The 17,010-nt window shown below is 55.8% G+C and carries 14 protein-coding genes; 6 read left to right on the forward strand and 8 right to left on the reverse strand.

Annotated elements, in window-relative coordinates; genetic code table 11:
- Positions 1–6 precede the first annotated feature (6 nt).
- On the reverse strand, positions 7–582 hold the full coding sequence (gene grpE, locus ACTG1P_RS06180; protein WP_005338036.1) for a nucleotide exchange factor GrpE: 576 nt from the start codon (positions 580–582) through the stop codon (positions 7–9).
- A gap of 291 nt (positions 583–873) precedes the next feature.
- Here grpE and nadK point away from each other — a divergent pair, with 291 nt between their 5' ends.
- From nadK to ACTG1P_RS06210, 6 genes are all read left to right on the forward strand, one after another.
- On the forward strand, positions 874–1,758 hold the full coding sequence (gene nadK / locus ACTG1P_RS06185) for an NAD(+) kinase (protein WP_005338038.1): 885 nt from the start codon (positions 874–876) through the stop codon (positions 1,756–1,758).
- Between the two features lie 250 nt (positions 1,759–2,008).
- Positions 2,009–3,673, forward strand: a complete 1,665-nt coding sequence (gene recN / locus ACTG1P_RS06190) for a DNA repair protein RecN (protein ID WP_058057368.1) — start codon at positions 2,009–2,011, stop codon at positions 3,671–3,673.
- A 348-nt stretch (positions 3,674–4,021) separates the two neighbouring features.
- Entirely contained in the window at positions 4,022–4,912 is an 891-nt protein-coding gene (locus tag ACTG1P_RS06195) for a manganese-dependent inorganic pyrophosphatase (protein WP_440000773.1), read from the forward strand.
- A 249-nt stretch (positions 4,913–5,161) separates the two neighbouring features.
- The gene (gene macA / locus ACTG1P_RS06200; protein ID WP_440000774.1) at positions 5,162–6,325 is read left to right on the forward strand and encodes a macrolide transporter subunit MacA; all 1,164 of its coding nucleotides are present in this window, start codon (positions 5,162–5,164) and stop codon (positions 6,323–6,325) included.
- Entirely contained in the window at positions 6,322–8,304 is a 1,983-nt protein-coding gene (locus ACTG1P_RS06205; RefSeq protein WP_440000775.1) for a MacB family efflux pump subunit, read from the forward strand. Before macA ends, ACTG1P_RS06205 begins: the two co-directional genes overlap by 4 nt.
- A 2-nt stretch (positions 8,305–8,306) precedes the next feature.
- Positions 8,307–9,668: an efflux transporter outer membrane subunit gene (locus ACTG1P_RS06210; RefSeq protein WP_440000776.1), complete on the forward strand. Its 1,362-nt coding sequence runs from the start codon at positions 8,307–8,309 to the stop codon at positions 9,666–9,668.
- Positions 9,669–10,213: 545 nt separating this feature from the next.
- Here the strand turns inward: ACTG1P_RS06210 and ACTG1P_RS06215 are convergent.
- The 7 genes from ACTG1P_RS06215 to ACTG1P_RS06245 form a co-directional block, all read right to left on the reverse strand.
- Positions 10,214–10,624 carry an H-NS family histone-like protein gene (locus ACTG1P_RS06215; protein WP_005344269.1) on the reverse strand — a complete coding sequence of 137 codons (411 nt, stop codon included), beginning with the start codon at positions 10,622–10,624 and terminating at the stop codon, positions 10,214–10,216.
- 558 nt (positions 10,625–11,182) lie between these two features.
- The gene (locus ACTG1P_RS06220; RefSeq protein ID WP_440002285.1) at positions 11,183–12,826 is read right to left on the reverse strand and encodes a Wzy polymerase domain-containing protein; all 1,644 of its coding nucleotides are present in this window, start codon (positions 12,824–12,826) and stop codon (positions 11,183–11,185) included.
- 190 nt (positions 12,827–13,016) lie between these two features.
- The gene (locus ACTG1P_RS06225; RefSeq protein WP_440000777.1) at positions 13,017–13,511 is read right to left on the reverse strand and encodes a YjbH domain-containing protein; all 495 of its coding nucleotides are present in this window, start codon (positions 13,509–13,511) and stop codon (positions 13,017–13,019) included.
- Between the two features lie 28 nt (positions 13,512–13,539).
- Positions 13,540–15,126 carry a YjbH domain-containing protein gene (locus ACTG1P_RS06230; protein WP_440000778.1) on the reverse strand — a complete coding sequence of 529 codons (1,587 nt, stop codon included), beginning with the start codon at positions 15,124–15,126 and terminating at the stop codon, positions 13,540–13,542.
- A complete protein-coding gene (locus ACTG1P_RS06235; protein ID WP_440000779.1) occupies positions 15,126–15,872 on the reverse strand; it encodes a capsule biosynthesis GfcC family protein in 747 nt (248 codons plus the stop codon). Before ACTG1P_RS06235 ends, ACTG1P_RS06230 begins: the two co-directional genes overlap by 1 nt.
- Positions 15,869–16,513 carry a YjbF family lipoprotein gene (locus ACTG1P_RS06240; protein WP_440000780.1) on the reverse strand — a complete coding sequence of 215 codons (645 nt, stop codon included), beginning with the start codon at positions 16,511–16,513 and terminating at the stop codon, positions 15,869–15,871. Before ACTG1P_RS06240 ends, ACTG1P_RS06235 begins: the two co-directional genes overlap by 4 nt.
- Before the next feature lie 57 nt (positions 16,514–16,570).
- Positions 16,571–16,831, reverse strand: a complete 261-nt coding sequence (locus tag ACTG1P_RS06245) for a hypothetical protein (protein ID WP_150388737.1) — start codon at positions 16,829–16,831, stop codon at positions 16,571–16,573.
- Between the last annotated feature and the right edge of the window lie 179 nt (positions 16,832–17,010).

Consider the following 17,010-nt stretch of genomic DNA (forward strand, 5'->3'; position numbering starts at 1 on the left):
AGCCAATCAGTCGACCGCTTTGGCGATCATCACCATGGCCGGACGGATCACCCGACCGTTGAGGTCATAGCCCTTCTGCATCACTGCAATGACGGTGTTCGGGGCCACATCGGCACTCGGCACCATGCTCATCGCCTGATGGGCATTGGGGTCAAACGGCTGGTTGATCGGGTCGAGCGCCACCAGACCAAACTTGGCCACGCCGCTCTGCATGGATTTGAGGGTCAGCTCGACACCTTCGATCATCGGCTTGAGGGCTTCGTTCTCCTTGTCGGCCAGTTCGATGGCACGCTCAAGGTTGTCCAGCACCGGCAGCAGTTCATTGGCGAACTTCTCCAGAGCGAATTTGTGCGCCTTCTCCACATCCAGCTCGGTACGACGACGCAGGTTCTCCATCTCGGCGGCGGTACGCAGGGCGCGTTCACGCTCTTCCGCTGCTTTTTGGATGGCGGTTTCCAGCTGCGCTTCCAGTTCGGCGATACGGGCCTGCTCGGCTGTCACTTCACTGTCTACATCGGTCGGCTCGACTGGCTGGGCTTCCACTTGCTCCATCGCTTCAACCTTTTGCTCTTCGTGGTTCATGACATCTCCAGATTCCGGGGTTACTTACGAGGGCCTTGACGTCTGGCTGAGCGACCAGTGACATCAGACCGACTATGTTGGCGCTATTATGGGGATGGCTCCCTGTCTTTCAAGGGGAAAAGGGCAATCAGGGTTGCTGAATAGCCGCAACCGTCGGTTTATCCGGGTTACCGCTCACCGTTTAACCATTAGCCTCAAGGGGATAGCCGGCCCCGTCACACGGGAGAGCGTCACAAGCGGAGCAAAGCACTGTATACTGGCCCGCAATACCCATCCCAGATCTGACTGACTATGGATTCTCCGTTCAAAACCATCGCCCTGATTGGCAAACCCCACCATGAGGGGGCCAACCAGACGCTGACCGGCCTGCATCAATACCTGACCGCCCGCGGCTTTCGGGTTCTGGTGGAGAGCCGGGTCGCCCAGACCCTGAGCATCCTCGATGAAAACGTGATGGATCTGGTACAACTGGGCCAGCAGGCCGATCTCGCCATCGTGGTCGGCGGTGACGGCAACATGCTGGGGGCGGCGCGAGTGCTGTCACGCTTCGATGTAGCAGTGATCGGGGTCAACCGGGGTAACCTCGGCTTTCTGACCGATCTCTCGCCGCAGGATTACCTGCTGCCATTGGAGCAGGTGCTCTCCGGCCACTACAAGAGCGAACACCGCTTCCTGCTGGAGGCCTCGGTCTATCGCCACGGCGAGCGCAAGTCGAGCAATCTGGCGGTCAACGAGGCGGTACTGCACCCGGGCAAGATCGCCCACATGATCGAGTTCGAGGTCTATATCGATGGCAGCTTTATGTATAGCCAGCGTTCGGACGGCATCATAGTCGCCACCCCGACCGGATCCACCGCCTACTCACTGTCGGCAGGTGGCGCCATCCTCACCCCCAAGCTCAACGCCATCACACTGGTGCCGATGTTCCCGCATACCCTCAGCAGTCGCCCCATCGTGCTCGATGCCGACAGCGAAGTACGGCTGCTGGTCTCGCCGGATAATCAGGACGATGCCATGCAGGTGAGCTGTGATGGCCAGGTGACGCTGGCGGTCCACCCGGGAGACGAGATCCTGATCAAGAAGAGCCACCACCAGCTTCATCTGGTACATCCGCTCGACTACAGCTACTTCCACGTGCTGCGCAACAAGCTCGGCTGGGGCAGCAAACTGTTTTAATCGGCGCTGACCGACAACGGCATTGCCACAGAGGGCGCCTGAATTGGCGCCCTTCTCTTTTCTGTCGTGGCAACGTCGCCTGCACTCTCATACCCGTACCGCGTACCAATAGTCAGTACAGCATTTTCATAGCGATACCGCACTGGCGCGGCTTTCCTGCGTTAAAAATGACGGCGCCCTCTTTACTGTATATAAGACCAGTATATACTGGATACATACACAGTAATGTTGACCTATACAGGATGAGACCATGCTGACCCAGCTGACCGTCAACAACTTCGCCATCGTCAAGTTTCTCGAACTCGATCTGCAACCGGGCATGACCTGCATCACAGGTGAGACCGGTGCCGGTAAATCCATCGCCATCGATGCTCTCGGTCTCTGCCTCGGAGAGCGGGCCGAAGCGGGCATGGTGCGACCCGATAGCGATAAAAGCGAGGTCAGCGCCCGCTTCCTGCTGGACAACAACCCGGCTGCCCGCGCCTGGCTCGCCACCAACGAGCTGGAAAATGAAGGTGAGTGTATCGTGCGGCGAGTCATCTCCGCCGAGGGGCGCTCACGCAGCTATATCAACGGCGTGCCTGTACCCCTCACCCAGCTCAAGAATCTGGGCCAGCTGCTGGTCAACGTACACGGTCAGCATGCCCACCAGATGCTGCTCAAGCCTGACTACCAGCTCGCCCTGCTCGACGGCTATGCCGGTCACCATCTGCTGCTCGACGAGGTGCGCCAGCACTATCAGCAGTGGCGCCAACTGCAAAACGAACTGAACCGGCTCAAAGCCGAGCAGCAGCAGCGGGAGGCCCGCCGCCAGCTGATCGAGTATCAGGTGCAGGAGCTGGACGAATTTGCCCTGCAACCGGGGGAGTTTGAAGAGATAGAGGAGGAGCACCAGCGTCTGGCCAACGGCACCGAGCTGATGCAGGAGTGCGGGGCTTGCCTCGACCTGCTCTATGACAACGAAGAGACCACTATCGCAGGGCTGCTGCAATCAGCCGTCGATCGGGCCGAGGGGCTGGTCAGCATGGACAGCCGCCTCACCCCGGTACTGGAGATGCTGAACGAAGCACTGATCGGGGTGCAGGAGAGCCACAGCGAGCTGCGCAGCTATCTCGATCGGCTGGAACTGGATCCCGAGCGTTTTAACGAGCTGGAGGCCCGCCTCTCCAAGGCGATCAATCTGGCCCGCAAGCACCATGTCAAACCGGCAGATCTGGCTCAGTACCATCAGGAGCTGGCCTCTGATCTTGCTCGCCTCAACTCCGATGAAGAGCGGTTAGAGGGGATGGAAGATGAGCTGGCCGAGGCCCGTCAGGCTTTTGTCCAGGCCGCCGAAGCCCTGAGTCAGAGCCGTCAGCGTTACGCCCAGGAGCTGGGCGCCAAGGTGACCAGCAGCATGCACGAACTGGCGATGCCCGATGGCCGCTTTGCCATCGAAGTGCGCCCCGATGCCCAGAGCAGCCTGTCACCACTGGGTATCGATCGGGTCGAATTTATGGTCACCACCAACCCGGGCCAACCGATCCAGCCGCTTGGCAAGGTGGCCTCAGGCGGTGAGCTGTCGCGCATCAGCCTCGCCATCGTGGTGATCAGTGCTCGCAAGATCTCCACCCCGACCCTGATTTTCGACGAAGTGGATGTGGGGATCAGCGGCCCAACCGCCGCCGTGGTAGGTCGCCTGCTGCGCCAGCTCGGGGAGTCCACTCAGGTGATGGTGGTCACTCACTTGCCTCAGGTGGCAGGCAACGGCCACCAGCATATGGTGGTGAGCAAACATACCGATGGCAAAACCACCGAAACCCGGATGGATGCGCTCGACCAGAATGCACGTCTCAATGAGTTGGCACGCCTGCTCGGTGGCGACCAGATCACCGACAACACCCTGGCCAATGCTCGCGAGCTGCTGCGCCGTTGAATCAGGCCAAAACGCCGATTTGCAGCGATGGCGACTGACAGGGCTGACAGAGCTGACAGAGCTGACAGAGCTGACAGAACATGCTGACTGCGCAGGTACGGACGAGTGCCATGGCCTTCACAGTCAGCAATAGCCAATAGCCAATAGCCAATAGCCAATAGCCAATAGCCAATAGCCAATAGCCAACTGTGATAACTGAACTCGCGTCAGGATTACCGACCCAGATCAATAAAATGGCGAGTTAGGCGAAGCTGGCAGCAACATGGGCGTGGATCCGGTTGCCTTCATGTGGCGGATTTCGCATAGTGTTGCCCCCCTTTATGGGTATCCAATTGTGAGGCTTTGTCTATGATCCACGTTTTTGGTCACAAGAATCCTGATAGCGACAGTATCTGCAGTGCGCTGGTTATCACCGACTGGCTCAATGGCCAGGGCCGTCAGGCCACCCCATGGCGTCTGGGTGACCTGCGCACCGAAACCCGTTTTATTCTGGAGCAGGCAGGCGTCAGCGAACCCGAGTTGCTGACCAAAGATCTGACCGGTGAAGATGTCTGGCTGGTGGATTTCAGTGATCTGGAACAGGGCCCCGCCACACTGGCACAAGCCAATGTATTGGGTCTGGTGGATCACCACCGTCTCGGCACTCTGGTCACCCAATCTCCGCTGGATGCCTGGATCCGTGCCGTTGGCTGCACCTGCACCATCGCTTTTGATCTGCTGAGCCAACAAGGTGCCGTTACCCGCAGCCAGGCTCGCCTGATGCTGGGCGCCATCATGAGCGACACCCTCTGTCTCACCTCGCCGACCACCACCGAGCAGGACAAGCTCGCCTGTGAGCGTCTGGCACCGCTGGCCGAAGTATCACTGGCCGAGTTCAGTCAACAGCTGCTGATGGCAAAAACCGACCTGAGCGGCCTCACTCCTGCGCAGTTGCTGCAGCAGGATGAGAAAGCATTCCAGGCCGAAGGTCTGAACTTCATCATGAGCCAGATCGAAGTGGGCAGCGAACAGCAACTGGCCGAGCACCTGCCAGCCCTGCAGCAGGAGATGGCCCAGCGCGTGGCGAGCGAAGGGCTCGACTTCTTCGTGCTGATGGTAACAGACCTGACTGCGGCAGCTAGCCGTATCTACTTTACCGAGCACGCCAAAGTACCGGCAGAGTCCAGCTACCACCCGGGCTTTGTCAGCCGCAAGAAGCAGGGTCTGCCCTGGGTGATGGATCTGCTGGCCAAGGCCTGATCCTCCCTCGCCATAACCTATTCCAAAGCCCTGCCTCTGCGCAGGGCTTTTTCATCGCCACCGCCAGTCGCCCCCCCATCCTCTTGCTGACCATCTTGCTCACCACTGCGGTCTCTCGCTTACTCCTTTCACGGCTTATTGACAGTTAACGCCATAACTTTGCTTACATATTTGCGGCTGTTATTTATCGGGGCTTTGCTGCAGGATAATCGCCGCGCACAACCTTTTCCGTTTCCATTCAGGTGATCGATGAACATAACCCCCAAGCAGAGAACCCTGGCCATCACAATTCTGATCGCCGTGGTGCTCCTCGGCTGGCTGCTCTGGCCCAGTCAACCACCCAAGGCGATGCTGACCGCTCAGGTGACCCGCGAGGATATCGCCCAGACCGTACTGGCCAGTGGCGTGCTGCAGGCCGTGGAGCAGGTGGATGTGGGGGCCCAGGTCTCCGGTCAGGTTACCAAGCTGGCCGTCGAGGCCGGTGATCAGGTCAAACAGGGAGACCTGCTGGCCGAGATCGATCCCTTGATTGCCCAGAACAACCTCAAGACGGCCGAGGCGGAACTTGCCAGCAACCGCGCCCAGCTCAAGATTAAGCAGGCGCAACTCAAACAGAACGAGCTCGCTTGGCGGCGTCAGCAGCAGATGTTCAAGCAGGAGGCGAGCTCACGGGCCGATCTGGAGAGCGCCGAGGCACTGCTGGCAGTCACCCGCGCCGAACTGCAAAACAGTCAGGCCAATATCGACAGCGCCCTGATCAAGGTTGATCGGGCCAGAACCGAGCTGGGCTACACCAAGATCCTGGCGCCGATGGATGGCACAGTCATCAGCATTGTGACCCGTCAGGGCCAGACCCTGGCTGCCAGCCAGACGGTGCCGACCGTGCTCAAGCTGGCCAACCTCGAGACCATGACGGTCAAGGCGCAGATCTCCGAAGCCGATGTCACCAAGGTCAAAGCCGGTATGCCGGTCTACTTCACCCTGATCGGCGATCCGGATACCCGCTATCAGGGCACGCTTCGCGCCGTGGAGTTAGCGCCTACCAACATCAACGAGCAGGCCACCACCGGCACCACCACCAGCAATGCGGCCGTCTACTACTACGCCCTGTTCGATGTGCCCAATCCCGACCATACCCTGCGGGTGTCAATGACCACCCAGGTGACCATAGTGCTCGGCGAGCGCAAGCAGGTACTCACTGTGCCGCAGACCGCCCTTGGCAAGTCGCTGGGTGACAACGAGTATGAAGTCACCGTGATCAAGGACGATGAAACGACCGAAACCCGTCATATCAAGACAGGTATGAAGGACGAGATCCGCATTGAGGTGATCAGCGGGCTGAGCGAGAAGGAGGAGGTGCAGCTCAATCACGGCGCCCCCGTCGACAATGATGAGATGGCGGTGATTCTATGAGTGAGCCCCTGAACCCGCTGCCGTTGATCCAGCTGAAAGGGGTCGAGCGACGCTACCAGAGCGGCGACAGCGAAGTCACCGTGCTCCACCCTCTTGATCTCACCATCTCGGCAGGAGAGATGATCGCCATTGTCGGCGCATCCGGCTCCGGCAAATCGACCCTGATGAACCTGCTGGGTTGTCTCGATAGCCCTAGCAGCGGTCAGTATCTGTTTCGCGGTCAGGACACCGCCACCATGGATGCGTTGGCGCTGGCCCGACTGCGCTGCCACCACTTCGGTTTTATCTTTCAACGCTACCACCTGCTGCCCCATCTCGATGCCGCCGCCAACGTGGAGATCCCGGCCGTCTATGCCGGCACCAGCCGTCCGGATCGCCAGGCGCGCGCGCGTCAGCTGCTGGGCAGACTGGGTCTGGCCGATCGCAGCCACCATACCCCGGGCCAGCTCTCCGGCGGTCAGCAGCAGCGGGTCAGCATCGCCCGGGCGCTGGCCAATGGCGGCGAAGTAATCCTCGCCGATGAACCGACCGGCGCACTGGATAGCCAGAGCGGCAAGGAGGTGATGGCGATCCTCAAGGAGCTGCACGCTCAGGGCCACACCATCATTCTGGTCACTCACGATATGAACGTGGCCAGCCATGCCGACCGGATCATCACTCTCAAAGATGGTCGGATTGAACAAGATAGCGGCCCCTGCCAAACGGCCGTGTTGGCTCCAGCCACCGCCACAACCACAGCCCCTCAAAAAATAGTGCCCACTACTAAAGGTGCCATGGGCCACGATTGGGATCGTTATCGGGAAGCGGGACGGATGGCGATGCATGCCATGCTCGCCCACCGGATGCGCACCTTCCTCACCATGCTCGGCATCATCATCGGCATCGCTGCCGTAGTGAGCGTGGTGGCGCTGGGGCAAGGGGCGCGCGCCAAGGTGATCGACCAGATCAATGCGATGGGCACCAACACCATCGAAATCTTCCCGGGCAAGGGATGGGGCGATGAGAAGATGGCCAGCATCCAGACCCTCAACAAGGGGGATCTCGATGCCCTGTTGGGGCAACCCTATCTTGCAGGCGCCAGCCCCGAGATCGGCAACTCAGGCCAGTTGCGCTATCGCAACAAGACCAACAGCGGCAATGTGACCGGGGTCGGCAACGACTATTTCAAGGTAAAGGGGATGACGCTGGTCAGTGGTCGCTTACTGGAGTGGCAAGATATCCAGCAACGTGCCGCTGTTGCCGTGGTGGACAAGAAGAGCATCACCAGCCTTCTTGGCAAGGAGGATCCGGTCGGCAAGGTGGTACTGGTCGGCACCTTGCCGGTGCGGATTATCGGTGTGGTTTCGCAGGAGACCGGCTTCGGCCCCACCAGCCAGTCGGTCAATATCTGGCTACCCTACAGCGCGGTGATGAGTCGCCTCATCTCGCAGCACCACTTCAGCCAGATCACCATCCGGGTCAAAGACGGGGTACAACCGGCACTGGCCGAGCAGGCGGTGATCGAGCTGATCACCAAGCGCCACGGGGTGAAGGATTTCTTCACCTTTAGCAGCGACAGCATCATCAAATCGGTGGAGAAAACCACCGCCACCATGACCCTGATGGTCTCGGCCATCGCGGTGATCTCGCTGATCGTCGGCGGGGTGGGCGTGATGAACATCATGCTGGTGTCGGTGGTCGAGCGCACCCGCGAGATCGGCATTCGCATGGCCGTGGGCGCCCGCCAGTCGGATATTCTGCAGCAATTCCTGATTGAAGCTGTGATGGTGAGCCTGCTGGGGGGGATCTTCGGCGTTGGCCTCTCGCTCGGCATTGGCGCGCTCTTTTCACTACTGGTGGACTCCATCAAGATGCAGTTCTCGCTCTTCTCCATCCTGATGGCCTTTGGCTGCTCGTCACTCATCGGGATCCTGTTTGGTTACCTGCCGGCACGCAATGCGGCGCGGCTCGACCCTGTTGTCGCACTGGCGAGGGAATAACAATGCACAAACTCTCCTGGCTGGCTCTCTGCATGGCCCTCAGCGGCTGCAGTCAGCACAGCACCTATCAAAGACCCGAGCTGGCGCTCGCCCCTGCATGGCAACAGGCAGAGGGCGCCCAACTGGCTGCGCAGGCTGGCCCCTGGTGGCGGGAATTTCATGATCCCCAACTCGACAAATTGGTCGAGGCGGTACTGGCCGCCAACCCGGACATGCATGTGGCGGCCCTAAAGCTCAAAAGCGCCCGACTGGGCGCCGAGCAAGCCGATACCAACCTTACGCCTTCGGTCAATGGCTCCATAGGCGCAACTGGCAACAAGGATCTGAAAAGTGGCAACTCTACTAACAGCCTTGGCCCCTCGCTGAGCCTCAGTTACGAAGTGGATTTGTGGGGCAAGCTTGCCTCGGTGCGAGATCAGGCAAGCTGGGAGGCGGCGGCAAGCGAGCAGGATCTCGCCAGCACCCGACTGCTGCTGATCGGCAATACCCTGGAGCAGTATTGGCAGCTCGGCTATCTCGGCTCTGCCATCACCCTTGGGGAACAGCAGCTGGCCAACCTGACCCGTACCGAACAGCTGACCCAGACCAAATACCAGGCAGGCGCCATCACTCGGCTCGATCTGGCGCAGGCACGCCAACAGTTGGCCGGAAAACAGGCTGAGCTGGCCTCTCTCAAGGCGCAGCAGGAGCAGGCTCGCAATGCCCTGCGTCTGTTGCTGGGCCGCAGCAGCGGGCCGCTGGAGTATGCACCTGCTTCCCTTGTAACCCAGACCATTCCTGAACTTGCAGTGGGTATTCCGGCTGATGTGCTGGCACGCCGCCCCGACGTCAAAGCGGCCGAATTGCGGCTGCGCAAGACGCTGGCAAAAGGGGACGAGATCCGCACCAGCTTCTACCCCAGCCTGACCCTGACCGGCAGTGCCAGCACCGCATCCGATAGATTGGCGCAGGTGCTGCAAAATCCGGTCGGTACGCTGGGAGCCAGCCTTGCCCTCCCCTTCCTTGAATACAACCGCACCCAGCTCGCCAACGAAAGCTCAGAGCTGGATTACCAGATTGCTGAAACCGAGTTTCGCAAACAGCTCTACACCGCACTGGTGGAGGTGGAAGACAATCTGGCCGCCCGCCACTACGGCCAGCAGCGACTCGATTATCTGCAGGAGCAGCTGAGTTATGCCCGGGAGGCCGAACGGCTGGCAAAGGCTCGCTTCCAGGCGGGTGCGACCGGTGTACAGGCTTGGCTTGATGAGCAGAACCGGCTGTGGGATGCCCAGCAGAGCCTGCTGGCCCAGCAAAAAGAGCAGCTCACCACCACCGCCAAAATCTATCGCGCCCTGGGTGGCGGCGATAACGTGATGCCCTGATAGCGCTTCACCCAGCCATTCCCCACTCTGCCAGCAGAGTGGGGAATGCCATCACCATATACCGCACAGAATTCCCTCTCCCACACAGCAGCCGGACTCCATTGTCCATCATCAGGAGCAGGTATGGCAGCGCAGCCAATTACATACATCGGCGACCCTGAATATCTCGGCGATATCTTGCGGCTATCTCTCTACCTCACGCTCCCTGACCAGAGATAACGGTTACCGGATATTCCAGCAGCAGAGAGCTCAGGTCGGCTCTTGCCGAGCTGCGCCCCGTGAATCATGAGATGACATATCCGAAGCGCATATCTGCACGACGCATACAAATAGCGATATCACGCAGTTAATCCTGCACGACGAAATTAATCGCAAACAGCGAGTGATATTGAGCAAAGTAACAGTGCGGTGAAACGACGGTAAAAAGGATACAAGCGAGGATGTTGATAACAGTTGGATGGAGAGGTGGATTGGATAACCACGAGTAAAACGGCAAAAATAATGCCGCCCAAGGGCGGCATTATTCAATCTCTGAACCTGACGAATTAGATCAGGAAATCGTTCAGGTCTTTCCCCAGAGCTACTTGAGCAGCAATGGCTTTCGGCATACGGCCTTGACCGGTCCAGGTTTTTTCCTGGCCATCTTCTTCGTACTTGTATTTAGCCGGACGCGGAGCACGCTTGCTCTTGGCAGCGCCAGTTGCAGCAGCCGGAGCAGCGGCAGTCGCCAGCAGCTCGCGAGGATCAATACCAGCCTGCTGCAGCATTTCGGTGAATTCATTCAGCTTGCGCTGACGCTCTTCCTGTTCAGCACGCTCCTGTTCAACAGAATCGGCGCGCTCTTGGTAAACCAGGTCAAACTTCTCTTTAGCTTCCAGCAGTTGCTCAAACGGCAGCTCACGAATAGCCGCACGCAGACTGCGAATGTTCAGCAGAACTTTCAGAAACTCGTTCATTATTTCCTCACAAAAAAGTCGGTTACAGGGATAACTGTTTCAGAATAGCATGGACAATTCATAACTACATGCAATTTTTACTATCAGGGCACACTTGGAAAGAATATGAAAATAAACTTGCCAACAAACTAACGCTTTCACCCATTAAACCTATCTCGCCTAGACATCTCTTTTGATATCACCACCAAATCGAACATACACATCTGAAACTATTAATATGAGGTTCAGGGTAATTGCCATCAACATTTTTCAGAGAATGCAACTGGTGCGTCAAACGATTCCTGAGCAATACCTGCATAAAAAAATAGAACGATGCCTGCTCGCAGGCATGAGCAGATTAAGACCATGCGTCATATTACCCAACCGATCGCACTAGGGATTTAAATCATTTAAAAACAACAAGTTAACACCAACTCAATGAACACGAAAAAGGCGCGCGACTAAAGGTGTGTTTCCCCTCTACCTTACCTTTTGCACGGAAACCACTGGTTCATTCCTACAGCTATAACGGGATAGAGACAAGCCGCTATGATTGCCTCATATCCCATTTTCCAAGCCTTAGTTGGCAGCTCCAGTAGGTAACGTATCCACACCATTGACCATTGGTTTAGAGGTTGCCTCAATCAGCAATGGTTCTTTTGGATACCAACGGAGCGCTTCGGCTCTTAAATTACGAGCTTCGTCAGGACGCCCCAACGCATTCAATGCAACAACCATGTTCGCGTAGATATTTGCTCTGGGTGTATGGCGTACAAAATCTTGCCCCCATGCCAGGTAAGCTTCCAGTTCGGTCTTATTCTGAGTCTGTAAACCCACCATCAATCGTACCGCATTTACATCAAACTCAACCCGCGTCAACCAAGCCATTGGATTAATAATATCCAGCAACAATGATGGCTCCTTATACCCACCCCGTTCGTATTTGGTGACGACCCAGGCAGTATGAAGCGCAGTCAACATGAATGGTACGATAAACAAGGGGATGGAAACCGCCAGAAAGCGCAACAACAACTTATGGGGGTAATGGTATACGGCTATCCCTCTGGCCGCGTCTGCCCCACAGGTTTCATCGATATACCAGACCAACATCAATAAAAAAATCCAGTGGGCAATGGAGTGATAGAGGGGATACTCGACCTGGGTATGAAGTGCAATGGGTACGACTAATGCCAATAAGGCCAACCCATGCGACCAGGATTGACCCGCTACACGCCATATCACAGCGGCGCCCATCACCAAGAGCCCGATGACAGGCAAGATCCCTCCTTCAACAGCCCAATAGAGCAACTCATTATGAGGATGATCAAGGTTGTACTCAATCTGTGGCATTGCCGGATTCAATAACTTGTCTGCCATATAGTTATGCAGGAATACAGATTCGAAAGAACCATATCCCCATCCGGCAAAAGGATGTTGTGACAGCAGGTGCAATGCATACGACCAATAAATCGTACGATATCCCCCCGACTGATAGACAGAAAGACCCCGCTTGACCCCTTCCACACCATACAGAGATGCGAGTCCGAACAGCACGCCCAATAAGACACATGAAAGCGTCACCTTCAAAGCGTGGTTTCTCTTCAACCAGGGAAGCATCATCAGCAAAGCCAATATTCCACCCAGTTGCCCAACTCTGGATTGAAGAACAATCAGCAATACCACTGAACCAACGATCACATAACCCTGAAGTGCCTTCAGCCATCGATGTTGGTTGAGGGTATTTAGCCAAGCAGCCAGAGACAAACCGGTGGCCATAAAACTGGCCATCACGTTGGGTTGCTGAAAAATGCCATAGGGACGGTTTGCTTTGGTGTCATAGCCAAGCCAATTGCCCGGTGTTAGCAGGTAATACTGCACCAGGCCCAAGGTCATTTCGATAGCTATCGCGACCAGCATAAGCGTCAATAGCTGTTGACGCGTCTTCGGTGCAAGACGGAACTGATAGAGCGAGAAGATAAATAATCCGCCGCCGACAAGACCACCGAGGCGAGGAAGTGCGTAATCACGCAAGGTGGCGTCAGACCACGCCATGGGTAGCAGCATCAATACAATCGCGCCCCCCCAAACTTGCAAGAGCGTGCTGGACACCAATTCGCCTTTCGATGTGATATGCCACAATCCCAGACAGATCATCAAAGAAGCAAATATCCATCCCCATGCGTTGAAAGGAAGATAGAGACCAGCTCCCCCCGGGTTATGCATGAAAAAATGCATCCCAAGTCCCAGCCAAAGTATGCTTATCCCCCAAAAGAGAAAAAACACTCGCTTTTCCCGATGGGCTGATGGCACTGATGACCCGGTGGATGGAAATGTAGGCATAAAAAAAGCGCTCTGAAAAAATGGTGTTTAATACAACCATATTCAGAGCGCTTTACTCAAGCTATAGCATTAATTAGTCAGGAAATGACGCGTTGCTACTCAAACTGTAAAGACTGTATTTTCTAGCCAGCATCTGCCCCCCATCTCTGGTCAATGGCATCCAGCCAATTGAGCCTTTGCTGGTTGTCGGGCGCAGCAACATCAAGTCGAAGGGAATCGTCACATAGATACCTTTAGTGAAACTCCCCTCTCCATACTCATCAGCAGACACATCGGTCAGCGTTGCAAACACCCCTGCCACCACGCCGGATGAGAATCGTTTGGAGAGATCCAGTGTCGCCCCGACATCCCCTGCCAGATAACGACCAATAGAGAGCTGGGCAGTCACATCATCAACATAGGGCAGTTGCCAATAACCGGTCACATGGCCTGTTGCCACATCGTAATCGGCCATCCGCAAGGTATTGTTCCAATCCCGTTGCTTGACCCAGTTCACATCAGCCGCAATTGCCCATGAACGACCAAAAGGACGATACAGCAGTTCGGCACCACCACCGGCGTACATCATCTCCAGATAACCGGCATAAGCCTGACCATCACTCAGGTGAGAACTGCTCGAAATGGGTCGCTTGCAGGTTGTTAAGCAATACATCGGAGGAACTGACATACTCCCGGATCCAGGTTCTCACCCTGGGCAAAGCATCCCCGTCCAGCGGTGGATTCTTGTAATTGAACTTGTCGTAGTTATTGGCCAGGTTCACAAATACCGTGCCCCCCAGCCAGTTCTTCTCGGTCACCCGCCAATCACCATTGAAGTTGAGACCAAGCTGATACATGTAGAAAGACTCCGGCCCCCCAACAGACTGGTTCAACACCGGATCCACGCTGTAATTCAGCGCCGAGCTGCGACTTTCATGTCGAACAGGTGCCGACGGTGCATTGGCTGCGATGACATCCGACTTATAAGTAGTCTCTTGTCCCAATGGAAGGTCACTGTTTGCCAACCGTACAGAGTCCATGTCCACTACTGTCTCACGGATATCGAGCCCTTTCTTCTGCTCAACGATGTGCAGAGAGTGAACCGAAGCGGGCAACGCATTCGCTGCCAATAATGACATTCGATCTTCGGCTTCATCTGGCTTGCGATACTTCAGCTGCTCACCGCTGACAAAAACACGATCGTCCGTGCCATACCAGACCAGATCACGATATCCGGCATTGCTTTTCGTCTGCGCACTGAGTGCAGCCCAATCGACATCATCCAGTTGGGCAGGACTCTTTTCCGGTTGATACTCAGGCCGGGGCTCATCCAGATGGGCCTGCTGCAACTCATTAAAGTTGGTCCGCATAGTAATACCCCACATCAGGGTATTCCCACGCTGATAGCTGAGATGAGTATCCATATTATCGAAAATACGATACACGGCACCGATGTTGACAGGTGAACTATGCGGCAAGGCTCCATAGCCGCCTTTGCTGTTACGGGCCGCATACTCGCGGCTGTAATCATTACCGTCATATTCCAGTTTCAGACGCAAAGGGCGCCATGGTGTCTGATACTCGATACCGCCAAACAAGGCCGCCGGGCCATGGAACAGACTATCGACCTCAAATTTGCCGCCGTTGCCCGCATAGCCATCATTACGCTGGCACCAGCTCTCTTTATATTCACAGAAGGGGTTCTTGATATTGCCGCTCTCGGCCATATTGCCCCAACCCATTCCAAGGGTGAAATCAAACGGGCCATAACGTTTGCTGGCAACAACGTACTCGCTATCGAACAGACCTGTCCCCATCAGGTCTCTGAAGCCCAATGAAACTTGGGGTAAGTAATCAGACTCTTGCCAAAGTCGGAATTTAAAATCCATCGACTTGTCTTTATAAGTCTGATCCCCGCTGAACTCCTCATAAGGGCTATACATGCGAGTTCTGACATCGGTATAACGCAGTGTGGCCTCAAACCAGTCAAAGGGCTGCATGGAGATCGACCAGCGTCGATACTCTTCGTTATCCATGTAGTTGAAACTGAACTCGCCTTCAGCGGCCATTCTGGCACTGGGCATCTGCAGCAGACCTGCGCCACCGAAATCACTTTGCGATGGGCCATAGGGATCATTCGCCCCGGGTGCAGCAACACAAACGGTCGAGACGGCCAGGGCAATATATGAAAGTTTTGGAATCATTAATGAGGCACCCTGTTTGCAATTATCTCGGCGATCCGCTGATTTATTCCGGTAAATGAAGAGGGCAACAGGTCAGGATCAAACCCGACCAGCAGTGCAGCTCCCGCCATGGGTTCACGATGAAGCTTGTTCCAGACGGCAACGGGGACCATCTCGATATCACCGGTTGGCTGGATCAACAGCAGATGAGCCGAGTCGGCCCCCTCCAGCAGCGCATCACGCTTCCAATATTCATCGACACCGGCACCGGGTGTCAGAGGCAGCGTGGGGAGTGCTTCCATCAGGCCAAACATGGCAACCTGAGGCTGACGAGCAGCAACAAACAGTCGATAGTTGCCTTCCAGGCGAGGGTTATCCTGCGGGGAGCGCTGGGCATTGTCAGGATCAACTATCACAGGCAAGCGGCCGGTAACGGTGATGCCTTCGAGTTGATGTGCAAGACGAGCTGCAGAAGAGGCACGTTTAGCCTCACCTTCGCTACGCCATATGCTCGCCAGACTCTCCAACTCACGGATCACCGCCGCTTGCTTGAGCTCAAACTGATGTTGACGGGCCGGCGTCGTAATTTGGGCTGAGCGCCAATAGATGGGTGATGACAGTTGCTTGTGTCTCAGCAAGGCGTCAAGGCGCGCTCCTTCACTCAAGGTGATGGGATCTTGAAGATGCCCCTGATAGTAAATGCTGACACTGGTATCCGCGAAGCAAGCACCGGACAGCAATAAAAGAGATAGGGTCAGTTTTTTCATGACGAGAATGGCTTCAAAATGGTGAGTTCAATGACCGGCAGATCAGGGCCGAGATGTTGCTGGATTTTTACTACCTGTCCATTAACCGGATCTCGCCAGAAAACGTTGGTCCAGGATTTCCCCCCCGGGAACATTGAAACCGTCTCTTCAAAACGCGTAGCTGAAACTCGGCGCGTCACCAGATCCAGCTCATCCTGTCCGGCACGAACCATCTTCCCTTCAAGACGGTAGCCGCTGAGATAGCGCTGTTCCCACTCTGACAAGGCACTCCAGTTGGCAGATGAGGTAGCAGCCATCGACAGTGGGTCGGCAGAACCACTCTCGCTCATGACCAGGTCATTTTCCATACCGACAGTTTTAATGACACGACCGTGGCGGGTAATAATCATGACCCGATCGGCTGTCAGCCAAGAGAGTTCATCTCCATTGACATAAGCCAATACCACGAAGATCCGCGGGTTATCACCGATTTTCAGATAAGCGCTTGCATAAGGCAGTTTATTGACATGCTCGGCACTGACGGTCACATCATCAGCCCCCAGCACGGCATATTTGATAGTTTCGCTCGTCACAGAAGCAGTATTTGAACAACCGGTGAGAGATAACAAACCAAGAAAAACAAGATTGCGCGATAAAGACATAGAGTGACCACAGTGACAAATAAAAAAATAAGGCTGCCAAAGCAGCCCTATATCATATTAACGAGTACTGGTTGTGGTTCCGGTACCACGGCCGGCATCATCGTTGGAGTTGGCATTTGCAATGGCAACACCAGCAACAACCGCAGCACCTACACCAACGGCAACAATGGTGCCAGTCCCGATGGCAGCAGCACTGGCAGCACCAGCACCTGCGGCACCGGCAGAACCGGTGGATGCGGCGGCAGCAGCTTCTTCAGCAGCCATCACACCATGAGAGAATGCCATGGCAGCAGCCAGAATCAGGGCGGTTTTTTTCATTTCATCTTTCCTTGTTTATTGTCTACTTGTGGCTCGGAGAAAATATGGCATGACAACAATGTTATTACCATATATCCCTTTACCAGCGCATTGCCATGCTCACAAAAAGTTAAGTAACTCATTGTAAACATAGATAATTGCAAATATAGCATACCATCGGAACGCTATTATTGCACTGA

The sequence above is a fragment of the Aeromonas sp. 11P genome (assembly GCF_051920165.1).
Lineage (GTDB): Bacteria > Pseudomonadota > Gammaproteobacteria > Enterobacterales > Aeromonadaceae > Aeromonas > Aeromonas veronii.